This window comes from Pseudodonghicola flavimaris (genome assembly GCF_030164425.1).
GTDB classification, from domain to species: Bacteria; Pseudomonadota; Alphaproteobacteria; order Rhodobacterales; family Rhodobacteraceae; genus Pseudodonghicola; species Pseudodonghicola flavimaris.
The window spans coordinates 178,879-190,726 of the sequence record NZ_JASNJD010000001.1; the positions used below are offsets into that span (position 1 = coordinate 178,879).

10 protein-coding genes are annotated in these 11,848 nt (G+C 64.4%); 8 read left to right on the plus strand and 2 right to left on the minus strand.

Features of this window, described 5'->3' with window-relative positions:
- The first annotated feature begins 3 nt into the window (after positions 1–3).
- From QO033_RS00865 to QO033_RS00900, 8 genes are all read left to right on the plus strand, one after another.
- The gene (locus QO033_RS00865; RefSeq protein ID WP_284479026.1) at positions 4–141 is read left to right on the plus strand and encodes a hypothetical protein; all 138 of its coding nucleotides are present in this window, start codon (positions 4–6) and stop codon (positions 139–141) included.
- A gap of 89 nt (positions 142–230) precedes the next feature.
- Entirely contained in the window at positions 231–536 is a 306-nt protein-coding gene (nuoK, locus tag QO033_RS00870) for an NADH-quinone oxidoreductase subunit NuoK (protein WP_284479027.1), read from the plus strand.
- Positions 537–543: 7 nt separating this feature from the next.
- Complete coding sequence (gene nuoL / locus QO033_RS00875) at positions 544–2,679, plus strand: NADH-quinone oxidoreductase subunit L (RefSeq protein ID WP_284479028.1); 2,136 nt, start codon at positions 544–546, stop codon at positions 2,677–2,679.
- The gene (locus QO033_RS00880) at positions 2,679–4,220 is read left to right on the plus strand and encodes an NADH-quinone oxidoreductase subunit M (RefSeq protein ID WP_284479029.1); all 1,542 of its coding nucleotides are present in this window, start codon (positions 2,679–2,681) and stop codon (positions 4,218–4,220) included. The genes nuoL and QO033_RS00880 overlap by 1 nt, the downstream gene beginning before the upstream one ends.
- 13 nt (positions 4,221–4,233) lie before the next feature.
- Positions 4,234–5,673 (plus strand): NADH-quinone oxidoreductase subunit NuoN, encoded by a 1,440-nt coding sequence (gene nuoN, locus QO033_RS00885; RefSeq protein ID WP_284479030.1) that lies wholly within the window; start codon positions 4,234–4,236, stop codon positions 5,671–5,673.
- Positions 5,674–5,740: 67 nt separating this feature from the next.
- Positions 5,741–6,490 (plus strand): biotin--[acetyl-CoA-carboxylase] ligase, encoded by a 750-nt coding sequence (locus tag QO033_RS00890; RefSeq protein WP_284479031.1) that lies wholly within the window; start codon positions 5,741–5,743, stop codon positions 6,488–6,490.
- 22 nt (positions 6,491–6,512) lie between these two features.
- Positions 6,513–7,292 (plus strand): type III pantothenate kinase, encoded by a 780-nt coding sequence (locus tag QO033_RS00895; protein WP_284479032.1) that lies wholly within the window; start codon positions 6,513–6,515, stop codon positions 7,290–7,292.
- Complete coding sequence (locus QO033_RS00900; protein ID WP_284479033.1) at positions 7,289–8,956, plus strand: ribonuclease J; 1,668 nt, start codon at positions 7,289–7,291, stop codon at positions 8,954–8,956. The genes QO033_RS00895 and QO033_RS00900 overlap by 4 nt, the downstream gene beginning before the upstream one ends.
- Before the next feature lie 30 nt (positions 8,957–8,986).
- Here QO033_RS00900 and QO033_RS00905 read toward each other — a convergent pair whose 3' ends face one another.
- Positions 8,987–10,189 (minus strand): oxidoreductase, encoded by a 1,203-nt coding sequence (locus tag QO033_RS00905; protein ID WP_284479034.1) that lies wholly within the window; start codon positions 10,187–10,189, stop codon positions 8,987–8,989.
- 132 nt (positions 10,190–10,321) lie between these two features.
- The gene (locus QO033_RS00910; RefSeq protein WP_284479035.1) at positions 10,322–11,752 is read right to left on the minus strand and encodes a DEAD/DEAH box helicase; all 1,431 of its coding nucleotides are present in this window, start codon (positions 11,750–11,752) and stop codon (positions 10,322–10,324) included.
- Positions 11,753–11,848: the final 96 nt, after the last annotated feature.

An 11,848-nucleotide genomic window follows, 5' to 3' on the forward strand; every position in this document is an offset into this window, starting at 1 on the left:
GCAATGGACTGGATCGGCCTCGCCCACCTGGTGTTCAGCAAGGTTGGGATTATCGGGGTCGCTCTGATCTGGGGGGTGAAGGCCGCGGTCAGCTGGTTGCTGTACCGCTGGTGGAAACTGAAACGCGCCGCAATGCGGTGACGTGATGTCTAGGCCGGGCGATGTCCGGCAGTCCCGGGCGACCGGGGCAACGAGAGAATGAACGAATGGGCCAGGCCCAGAGGGACGATATGATCGGACTTGAGCATTACCTAACCGTGGCAGCCACGCTGTTCGTGATCGGGATCTTCGGGCTGTTCCTGAACCGCAAGAATGTGATCATTCTGCTGATGAGCATCGAATTGATCCTGCTGTCTGTGAACATCAACTTCGTCGCCTTCTCGTCTTTTCTGCACGATATGGCGGGGCAGGTCTTCACGCTCTTCGTGCTGACGGTCGCCGCGGCCGAGGCCGCGATCGGGCTTGCCATCCTCGTGTGTTTCTTCCGCAACCGCGGCACCATCGCGGTCGAAGACGTCAATGTGATGAAGGGGTAAGAGACCTATGGAAACCATCATCCTCTTCGCCCCGCTCGTCGGTGCGATCCTGGCCGGCTTTGGCTGGAAAATCATCGGCGAGACGGCAGCCATGTGGGTTACCACGGGCCTGCTGTTCCTCTCCTGCGCACTGAGCTGGGTCGTCTTCCTCAGCTTCGACGGTGTCACCCAGCATATCGAGGTGCTGCGGTTCATCGAAAGCGGCTCGCTGTCGACCTCCTGGTCGATCCGGCTGGACCGACTGACCGCGATCATGCTGATCGTGGTGACCACGGTCTCCGCCTTCGTGCACCTCTACAGCTTCGGCTACATGGCGCATGACCCGGCTTTCAAGGACGGCGAAAGCTACAAGCCGCGGTTCTTCGCCTATCTGTCGCTCTTCACCTTCGCGATGCTGTCGCTGGTGACCGCCGACAACCTGGTGCAGATGTTCTTCGGCTGGGAGGGCGTGGGTCTCGCCTCCTACCTGCTGATCGGCTTCTATTATCGCAAGCCCTCGGCCTCCGCCGCCGCCATGAAGGCCTTCGTGGTCAACCGGGTCGGCGACTTCGGCTTCTCGCTGGGAATGTTCGCGCTGTTCTTCCTGTCCGACAGCATCAACTTCAACGATGTCTTCGCCTATGCGCCGACGCTGGCGGAAACCAAGCTGACCTTCCTCTGGGGGGAATGGACCGCTTCGGAAGTGATCGCCATCCTGCTCTTCATCGGGGCGATGGGGAAATCGGCGCAGCTGCTGCTGCACACCTGGCTGCCGGACGCGATGGAAGGCCCGACCCCGGTGTCGGCGCTGATCCACGCCGCGACCATGGTCACCGCCGGTGTCTTCCTGGTCTGCCGGATGTCGCCGGTGATGGAATTCGCCCCCTACGCGACGGGCTTCATCACCATTCTGGGCGCCATCACCGCCTTCTTCGCGGCGACCGTGGGCCTGGTTCAGACCGACATCAAACGGGTGATCGCCTATTCGACCTGTTCGCAGCTGGGCTACATGTTCGTGGCCGCCGGTGTCGGCGTCTATTCCGCGGCAATGTTCCACCTGCTGACGCACGCTTTCTTCAAGGCGCTGCTGTTCCTCTGCGCCGGTTCGGTCATCCACGCGATGCATCACGAGCAGGACATGCGGAACTACGGTGGTCTGCGCAAGAAGATCCCCTTCACCTTCTGGACCATGGTGCTTGGCACGCTGGCGATCACCGGTGTCGGCATTCCGCTGACCCACTTCGGCTTCGCCGGCTTCCTGTCCAAGGACGCCATCATCGAGAGCGCCTGGGCCGGCGGGTCGACCTTCGGCTTCTGGGCTCTGGTCATCGCGGCCGCTTTCACCAGCTTCTACTCCTGGCGTCTGATCTTCCTGACCTTCTTCGGCACGCCGCGCGGCGACAAACATGCGCATGATCATGCCCATGAAAGCCCGATGGTCATGCTGATCCCGCTGGGCGTTCTCAGCCTGGGCGCCGTCTTCGCCGGGATGCTGTGGTACAATAACTTCTTCGGCCACGCCGACCAGCTGGGTGAATTCTACGGGATCCCGGTTGCCGAGGCGACGATGCACGGTGACGCCGGCCACGGCGAGACCGCCGCGCATGGTGAAACCACCGCAGCGCATGGCGAGACGACCGCCGCCGCCGACACTGCCACCGAGGGCCACGCGGCCGAGGGTGGGGGCCATATGGTCTTCGCCGGCGAGCCGGGCCAGGGGGCGCTCTACATCGGGGCCGACAACCGTGTGCTGGAAGCTGCCCATGCGGCCCCCGCCTGGGTCAAGGTTTCGCCCTTCATCGCCATGGTGCTGGGCCTGCTGGTCGCGATCTGGTTCTACCTGGTCAACCCGGCGCTGCCCAAGAAGCTGGCCGAAAGCCAGCGCCCGCTCTACCTGTTCCTGCTGAACAAGTGGTACTTCGACGAACTTTATGACGCCGTTCTGGTGAAGCCCATCGTGGCTCTGGGCCGGCTGCTGTGGAAACGCGGCGATGGCAAGACCATCGACGGTTTCCTGAACGGGATCGCCCTGGGGGTCGTTCCGTTCTTCACCCGGCTCGCGGGCCGGGCGCAGTCTGGCTACATCTTCACCTACGCCTTCTGGATGGTGCTGGGCATAGCTGCCCTCGTTACCTGGATGTCGATCGGCGGAGGAGCACACTGATGGACAACCTGCTTTCCATTATCACCTTCGTGCCGGCACTGGCGGCGCTGATCCTGGCGGTGTTCCTGCGCGGCGATGATGCTGCGGCGCAGCGCAACGCCAAATGGGTGGCGCTCTTCGCCACCACGGTGACCTTCCTGATCTCCATCGCGCTCTATACCGAGTTCGATCCCTCCAACACCGGCTTCCAGTTCGTGGAAGAGGGCGAATGGCTGATGGGGATGAAGTACAAGATGGGCGTTGACGGGATCAGCGTGCTCTTCGTGCTGCTGACCACCTTCATCATGCCGCTGACCATTCTGGCCAGCTGGAATGTCACCGACCGGGTGAAGGAATATATGATCGCCTTCCTCATGCTCGAGACCCTGATGCTCGGCGTGTTCATGGCGCTCGATCTGGTGCTGTTCTACCTGTTCTTCGAAGCCGGTCTGATCCCGATGTTCCTGATCATCGGCATCTGGGGCGGGGCCAACCGCATCTATGCCTCCTTCAAGTTCTTCCTCTACACCTTCCTCGGCTCGGTTCTGATGCTGGTGGCGATGGTGGCGATGTATGCCGATGCCGGCACCACGGATATCGAGCTGCTGCTGACCCACGAATTCGCGACCGAGAGCTTCTCGGTGCTGGGGATCCACGTGCTGGGGGGCATGCAGACGATGCTGTTCCTCGCCTTCTTCGCCTCCTTCGCGGTGAAGATGCCGATGTGGCCGGTGCATACCTGGCTGCCGGACGCCCACGTTCAGGCGCCTACCGCGGCCTCGGTGCTGCTGGCGGCGATCATGCTGAAGATGGGCGGCTACGGCTTCCTGCGCTTCAGCCTGCCGATGTTCCCGGTTGGCTCCGACGTGATGGCGCCCTTGGTGCTGTGGATGTCGGCGATCGCCATTGTCTATACCTCGCTGGTGGCACTGGTGCAGGAGGACATGAAGAAGCTGATCGCCTATTCCTCGGTTGCGCACATGGGCTTCGTGACCATGGGTCTCTTCGCCACCAACCAGCAGGGGATCGACGGCGCCATCTTCCAGATGCTGAGCCACGGGTTCATCTCCGCCGCGCTCTTCCTCTGCGTCGGGGTGATCTATGACCGTATGCACACCCGTGAAATCTCCGCCTATGGCGGTCTGGTGAACCGGATGCCGGCCTATGCCCTGGTCTTCATGTTCTTCACCATGGGCAACATCGGCTTGCCGGGGACCTCGGGTTTCATCGGTGAATTCCTCACCATGATGGGCGTCTTCAAGGTCAACACCTGGGTTGCCGCCGTCGCCGCCACCGGGGTGATCTGGTCCGCCGCCTATGGCCTCTGGCTCTATCGCCGGGTGGTGTTCGGCGATCTGATCAAGGAGAGCCTGAAGACCATCAAGGACATGAGCGCGCGAGAGAAATGGATCTTCGCGCCGCTGGTGGCGATGACCCTGATCCTGGGCTTCTACCCGGCGCTGGTGACCGACATCATCAGCCCGTCGACCACCGCGCTGGTCGAGCATTTTGACACTGCGCTGGCTGCGGCCGAGGCCGCAACGCAGCACGCATCGAACTAAGGGAACCGGACAGATGATCCAGGCTGATCTCACTGTAATCCTGCCGGAAATCGTTCTGGCCCTCTTCGCCCTGCTGGCGTTGGTGGCGGCGGTTTACACCGGCAAGGACAAACTGGGCCCGACGCTGGTCTGGGTGACCGCCGCGCTGATGCTGCTGCTGGGGCTCTGGATCGGCACCGCGCCGGCCGGAACCCAGGAAGCCTTCGGTGGCATGTTCATCAACGACGGCTTCGCCCGTTTCGCCAAGGTGGTGATCCTGCTCTCCGCCGCGCTGGTCCTGGTGATGAGCCAGGAGTACATGTCGCGCCGCGGCATCCTGCGGTTCGAATATCCGGTGCTGGTGGCGCTGGGGGTCGTGGGCATGTTGGTCATGGTCTCCGCCGGGGACCTGATGACCCTCTATATGGGGCTGGAGCTGCAATCGCTGGCGCTCTACGTCGTCGCGGCGCTGCGTCGTGACAGCGTGAAGTCGACCGAAGCCGGCCTGAAATACTTCGTCCTCGGCGCGCTGAGCTCGGGCCTGCTGCTCTATGGCGCCTCGCTGGTCTATGGCTATGCCGGCACGACGCTGTTCTCCGGCATCATCCAGACGGCACAGCATGGCGAAGTGTCGATCGGCCTGCTGTTCGGCCTGGTGTTCCTGATCTCGGGCCTGGCCTTCAAAGTCTCCGCCGTTCCGTTCCACATGTGGACGCCGGACGTCTACGAAGGCTCGCCGACCCCGGTCACCGTCTTCTTTGCCACTGCGCCGAAGATGGCTGCGATGGGCATGCTGGCGCGGCTGCTGTTCGATGCCTTCGGCAATGCCATCCCGGACTGGAGCCAGGTGATCGCGGTGCTGTCGCTGCTGTCGATGTTCGTCGGCTCGGTCGCCGCCATCGGCCAGCGCGATATCAAGCGCCTGATGGCCTATTCTTCGATCACCCATATGGGCTTCGCCCTGATGGGTCTGGCTTCTGGCACCGTCTTCGGTGTGCAGTCGATGCTGATCTACATGGCGATCTACGTCACCATGAACATCGGCACCTTCGCCTTCATCCTGATGATGGAGAAGGACGGCAAGCCGGTGACCGATATCAACGCGCTGAACATGTATTCCAAGCGCGAGCCGGGCAAGGCGCTGGCGATGCTGGTGCTGATGTTCTCCATGGCCGGTGTGCCGCCGATGCTGGGCTTCTTCGGGAAGTTCTACGTGCTGCGCGCCGCCTATGAGGGTGGTCTGGCCTGGCTGGCGATCGCCGGTGTGGTGGCCTCGGTCATCGCGGCCTTCTACTACCTGCGGATCGTGTACTTCATGTACTTCGGCAAGGACGGTGAAGAGCTCGACACCCACCGTTCGCCGGTGCTGTGGCTGCTGCTGACCGCCTCCGCTGTGGTGATGGTCGCCGGGATCGTGAACATGTTCGGCGTGGATGGGGCAGCCGCTGCTGCCGCCGCCACGCTGCTGAACTGAGCAAATCGGGGCGCCCGGTCTGGGCGCCCCGCTGTATGGCGACAGAGTTGCCCCGGAGGTCCGCAGGATGAGCGTTTGGCCCGAAGCCTATGACCTCCGCATCTACGACGAAATCGACAGTACCCTGGCCGAGGCGGCGCGGATCGCCCCGGGGGTGAGCAGGCCGGTCTGGATGCTGGCGCGGTTGCAGACCGCAGCCCGTGCGCGACGCGGTCGTAACTGGGACAGCCCGCGCGGCAATCTCTACTCGACACTGGTCTATAATCCCGGCTGCGGCCCGCAGCAGGCGGCGCTGCGCAGTTTCGTGGCCGCGCTGGCGCTGTTCGATGCCTGCGTCGCGGTGATCGGCCGGGCCGAGGGGCTGGCGCTGAAATGGCCCAACGACGTCCTGCTGAACGGCGGCAAATTGGCCGGCATCCTGCTGGAGAGCCTCAGCCTGGGGCCCGACAGGCTGTATCTGGCCGTGGGAATCGGTGTGAACCTGGCCGATGCGCCGCCTGTCGAGGCGGTGGAGCCCGGGGCCGTGCGCCCGGTATCGCTGGCCGGAGAGACAGGGGTACTGATAACCCCGGACGATTTCCTGATCGAACTGGCGTTGGCCTACGACCGTTACGAGGCGCAGCTTTCGACCGAGGGGTTCGCCCCGATCCGCAGCGCCTGGCTGGCCCGCGCCGCGCGTCTGGGGGAGCAGATCGTCGCGCGCACCGGCACCTCGGAAACCGTCGGGATCTTCGAAACCATCGACACCGATGGCCAACTGGTTCTGTCCACCGCCTCTGGCCGCGTGCGGATCCCGGCGGCGGACGTCTATTTCTGATTTCATCGGGAGGGGAGGCCCCATGCTTCTTGCCATCGACTGCGGCAATACCAACACCGTGTTCTCGGTCTGGGACGGAGAGCGGTTCCTGTGCACCCTGCGCACCTCGACGCACCACGGGCGCACGGCGGATGCCTATTTCACCTGGTTCTCGACGCTGATGAAGCACTACGGGATCGAGGCGGAGATCAACGATGTGATCATCTCCTCGACGGTGCCGCGCGTGGTCTTCAACCTGCGCATCTTCGCCGACCGCTTCTTCGGCTGCCGGCCGCTGGTGGTGGGCCGACCCGACTGTCTGCTGCCGCATGACCCGCGCGTCGACGAGGGCACGCGGCCCGGGCCCGACCGGCTGGCCAATGCCGCCGGCGCCTTCGACCGCCACGGCGGCGATGTGGTGGTGGTCGATTTCGGCACCGCCACCAATTTCGACGTGGTCGCGGCCGATGGCGCCTATGTCGGCGGGGTGATCGCGCCGGGGGTGAACCTGAGCCTGGAGGCGCTGCATTCGGGGGCGGCGGCGCTGCCGCATGTGGATATCAGCCAGCCCGACAAGGTGATCGGCACAAATACGGTTGAATGTATTCAATCCGGCGTGTTCTGGGGCTATATCGGGCTGATTACCGGGATCATCGACCGCATCAAGGCTGAATACGGCCGCCCGATGAAGGTGATCTCGACCGGCGGTCTGGCGCCCCTGTTTCAGCAGGGCGAAGATTTGTTCGACCGCTTCGAAGACGACCTCACGATGCACGGGCTGACCGTGATCCATCGCTATAACAAAGAAAACGGAGTGATATGAGCAGCGAGAGACTGATCTATCTGCCGCTTGGCGGCGCAGGCGAAATCGGCATGAATGCCTATGTCTACGGCTACGGCGCGCCGGGAGAGGAGCGGCTGATCCTGGTCGATCTGGGCGTGGCCTTTCCGGACATGGACGGCACCCCGGGGGTCGATCTGATCATGCCCGACATCGCCTGGCTGAAGGAGCGGACGGACAGGCTGGAGGCTGTCTTCATCACCCATGCGCACGAAGACCACATCGGCGCGGTGTCGCATCTTTACAACGAACTGGGGGCGCCGATCTACGCGCGCGCCTTCACCGCCAATATCGCCCGCGGCAAGCTGTCGGAATACGGCCTGCCGGACGAGGCGGTGACCACTGCCTCCGCCTGGCCGGAGACGGTGAAGGCGGGCCCCTTCAGCATCGGTTTCCTGCCGATTTCGCACTCCATCCCGGAGAGTGCCGGGCTTGTGATCGACAGCCCGGCGGGCCGGGTGGTGCACAGCGGCGACTTCAAGCTCGACCCCGCTCCGGTGGTGGGGGAGGCCTTCGATCCGGAACTCTGGGCCGAGGTGGCCAAACCCGGGGTGCGGGCGCTGGTCTGCGATTCGACCAATGTGTTCTCGCCGCAGCCGGGCCGCTCGGAATCCGAGCTGGGCAAACCGATTGAGGAACTGGTCCTATCGGCCCAGGGCATGGTGGTGGCAACCACCTTCGCCTCCAATGTGGCCCGGTTGAAGACGCTGGCCGAGGCCGGCGATCGTGCCGGACGGTCCATTGTTCTGCTGGGCCGGGCGATGCGCCGGATGGTCGAGGCGGCGGTGGAAACCGGCGTTCTGCGCAGCTTTCCCAAGGTGGTGAGCCCGGAAGAGGCGCAGGACATCCCGCGTGAGAACCTGATGTTGCTGGTCACCGGCAGCCAGGGCGAGCGGCGCGCCGCCAGTGCCCAGCTCGCGCGCGGCAAGTACCGCGGGCTGGAGCTGAAGGAGGGCGACATGTTCCTGTTTTCCTCGAAGACCATCCCGGGCAACGAACGCGGCGTCATCCGCATCATGAACCAGCTGAGCGAGAAGGGCATCGACGTGGTCGACGATCACGGCGGCCTTTATCACGTGTCGGGCCACGCCAACCGCCCGGACCTGCAGCGGATGCATGAGATCATGCGGCCGCAGATGCTGATCCCGATGCATGGCGAACACCGCCATCTGCGCGAACATGCGCGGCTGGCCGAAGCCGGCGGCATCCAGTCGGTGATCGCGGTCAACGGTATGATGCTGGATCTCTCCGGCAATGCGCCGACGGTGGCCGACTATGTCGAGACCGGCCGCACTTATCTGGACGGCTCGGTCAAGGTTGGGGCGCTGGACGGGATCGTGCGCGACCGCATCCGCATGGCGCTGAACGGTCATATGGTGGTCTCTGTCGTTCTCGATGAGGACGATGATCCCATTGACGGCGCTTGGGTCGACATCAAGGGGTTGGCCGAGATGGGCAGTTCCAATGCCGGCCTGGTCGAGGTGGTGGAAGAGGATCTGAGCCAGTTCCTGGGCCGCGCCAACCGCAAGACGCTGACCGATGACGACAAGCTGGAAGAGGGGCTGCGCCGGGTCGCGCGTCAGAGCACGATGAACGAGATCGGCAAGAAGCCCGAGGTGACCGTGGTCATCAGCCGGTTGGGCTGATCTCCGTCGCGGCTGCGGCCGCGGCGGCTGTCAGAGGCCGAAGTGCTGTCGCCAACTGGCCGCCCGCATCGCGTCGCGGCGGCCAGAGGCGGCCAGTGCGGCATCGACATCCATATCTTCTCCCGTCTCCCGGTTCTGGGCCAGCGCCGCCAGCCGCATGGTGTACCATGCGGTGACACCCCCTTCGGGCCGGGTCGTGAAGCGGGGAAACCCTGGATCATGGCCGGAGGGCGTGCGCCAGCTCCGCGGCAACTGCGGATCGAGGACGAAGGCGCGTGCCAGCCCGATGACGTCGACGGCCCCTTCGCCGAGGGCCGACAGGGCCTGCGCCCGGGTCTTGAAACCGCCGGTCAGCATCAGCGGCTTGTTCGTCTGCCGGCGGGCGGCGCGGGCAAAGTCGAGGAAATAGGGGCCCTCTGTCGCGGCATTGTCGGAGGCGGAACTGGCGCCGGGAAAATAGGTGCCACCGCTGATCTCGATCAGATCCACACCAGTTTTGTCGAGGGCGGCGACGACCCTGAGCGCCTCCGCCCCGGTGAGCCCGCCTTCGAGCTGATCCGTTGCGTTCAGCTTGATCGCAATGGGGAAGGACGGGCCGACAGCCTGGCGCACGGCCTCGACAACCTCGATCACGATCCGCATCCGGCCGGTTATGTCGCCGCCATAGCCATCGCCGCGCCGGTTGAACAGCGGTGACAGAAACTGGCTGAGCAGAAAGCCATGTGCGGCGTGAACCTGGACCCCGCCAAAACCGAGCTCCTGTGCCAGACGGGCGGTGCGGGCGAACTGCGGCGGCAGCGCCCGGATGTCATCCGGGCTGAGGCCGGCGCAGTGCAGCCCGGGCAGATCGAGCGCACTTGGACCCCTGGGGCTGCTGGTGGCGGCATAGGCCAATGCGCCAGCATGCCCCAGTTGCAGCCAAAGCTGCGTCCCGTCCTGCTGGCCGGCCCGCGCCAACGCCGCGAATCCAGCCGGATCTGAGGCGTCGTTCAGGACGAGATTGCCGGGGTTCTCGGCGAAATGCGGATTGCCCTGAACCTCTCCCACAAGCGACAGGGCCAGCCCGCCATCGGCCCAGCGGCGATAAAGATGCATCTGTGCTTCGGTCGGGGCGCCGCAGCCATCGCCCAGAGCATCGGACATCGCCGATTTGGCGATCCGGTTCTTCAACGTGACGCCGCAGGGCAGGGGGAGCGGCCGGTACAACAGGTCTGCCTCTGCCTTCAGTGTCATCTCGGCCTCCGTCTCTGCCCCAAGGAGCCTGCGCGAACTAATCATGGCGGACAGGGGATGGCCAGCCGAAGTACGGAAATGAAAACACCCCGGACTGGCCGGGGTGTCAGAATGTTCCCGTTTTAGGCCGCCTCAGGCGGTGGCGCGGCGCTCTTCAAAGCTCAGCGCGATGAAGCTGGGCATGTGATTGCCCATGCCGACGACCTTGCTGTCCTGGCCACGGCTGCTGCTGCTGCGCGATTTCGAGGATTTCGGCGCGCCGGATTTGTGGCTGCTGCTGCTGCTACTGCTGCCCGAGGCCTTCGGCGCCGGTTTCGATGCGGGTTTCGACCGCGACCGTTCGCTGCTCCGGCTGTCGTCGCTTTGCGGTGCGTCGGCTTCGGGCGCCTCTGCCACCTCCGCCACCGGGGCGGATTTTAGCGGGTTCTCCAGGCGCGGAATCTGCTTCTGCAGCAGCCGCTCTACCGCGTCGAGCAGCTTTTCGTCGCGGGTCGAGGAGATGGTGATCGCCTTGCCCTCACGCCCGGCGCGGCCGGTGCGGCCGATGCGGTGGACATAGTCCTCGGCATGGCTGGGCACGTCGAAGTTGAACACATGGCTGACGCTGGGCACGTCGAGCCCCCGGGCGGCGACGTCCGAGGCCACGAGGATGCGCAGCGAGCCGTCGCGGAAGCCATCGAGGGTCCGGGTCCGCTGGCTCTGGTCCAGATCGCCGTGGATCGGGGCCGCGTCATAGCCGTATTTCTTCAGCGATTTCGCGACGATATCGACATCGGTCTTGCGGTTGCAGAAGATGATGCCGTTGGACAGCTTGTCGCCCTCGCCATCGATCAGCGCCCGCAGCAGGTGGCGTTTCTCGCTGCCCTCGCGGTCGCGGCGCGAGGCTTTGAATTCCACCACCGCCTGTTCGATGGTCTCCGAGGCGGTCGCCTGGCGGGCGATCTCGATCCGTTCGGGATTCGACAGGAAGGTATTGGTGATCCGCTCGATCTCCGGCGCCATGGTGGCCGAGAAGAACAGGGTCTGGCGGGTGAAGGGGGTGAGCGAGAAGATGCGTTCGATATCGGGGATGAACCCCATGTCCAGCATCCGGTCGGCTTCGTCCACCACCATGATCTGCACGCCGGTCAGCAACAGCTTGCCGCGTTCGAAGTGATCCAGCAGCCGGCCCGGGGTAGCGATCAGCACGTCGACGCCCTTGTCGATCAGCGCGTCCTGCTCCTTGAACGAGACGCCGCCGATCAGCAGCGCCTTGGTCAGCTTCAGGTGCTTGGTGTAGGTGTCGAAGTTTTCCGCCACCTGGGCGGCCAGTTCCCGTGTCGGGCACAGAACCAGCGACCGCGGCATCCGCGCCCTGGCACGGCCGCGCGCCAGCAGCGTGATCATCGGCAGCGTGAAGCTGGCGGTCTTGCCGGTGCCGGTCTGGGCGATGCCCAGCACGTCGCGGCCCTGCAGCGCCGGCGGAATCGCGCCCGCTTGAATGGGGGTCGGGCTTTCATACCCGGCTTCTTCGATGGCTTTCAGAACCTTGGGGTTCAGATTCAGGTCAGTGAATTTCGTCATATGTTACCGCATTTCGCGGACATCGACTTGGCCCGCGCATCTGATCAGGAGCCGGCCCCGGTTGGTGCTGCGACTTTCGCATACCGGCTCGTGCAG

Coding starts and splice junctions, on each gene's coding strand:
- QO033_RS00865 (WP_284479026.1), top strand. CDS start 4: ATGGACTGGATCGGCCTCGCCCACCTGGTGTTCAGCAAGGTTGGGATT.
- nuoK (WP_284479027.1), top strand. CDS start 231: ATGATCGGACTTGAGCATTACCTAACCGTGGCAGCCACGCTGTTCGTG.
- nuoL (WP_284479028.1), top strand. CDS start 544: ATGGAAACCATCATCCTCTTCGCCCCGCTCGTCGGTGCGATCCTGGCC.
- QO033_RS00880 (WP_284479029.1), top strand. CDS start 2,679: ATGGACAACCTGCTTTCCATTATCACCTTCGTGCCGGCACTGGCGGCG.
- nuoN (WP_284479030.1), top strand. CDS start 4,234: ATGATCCAGGCTGATCTCACTGTAATCCTGCCGGAAATCGTTCTGGCC.
- QO033_RS00890 (WP_284479031.1), top strand. CDS start 5,741: ATGAGCGTTTGGCCCGAAGCCTATGACCTCCGCATCTACGACGAAATC.
- QO033_RS00895 (WP_284479032.1), top strand. CDS start 6,513: ATGCTTCTTGCCATCGACTGCGGCAATACCAACACCGTGTTCTCGGTC.
- QO033_RS00900 (WP_284479033.1), top strand. CDS start 7,289: ATGAGCAGCGAGAGACTGATCTATCTGCCGCTTGGCGGCGCAGGCGAA.
- QO033_RS00905 (WP_284479034.1), bottom strand. CDS start 10,189: ATGACACTGAAGGCAGAGGCAGACCTGTTGTACCGGCCGCTCCCCCTG.
- QO033_RS00910 (WP_284479035.1), bottom strand. CDS start 11,752: ATGACGAAATTCACTGACCTGAATCTGAACCCCAAGGTTCTGAAAGCC.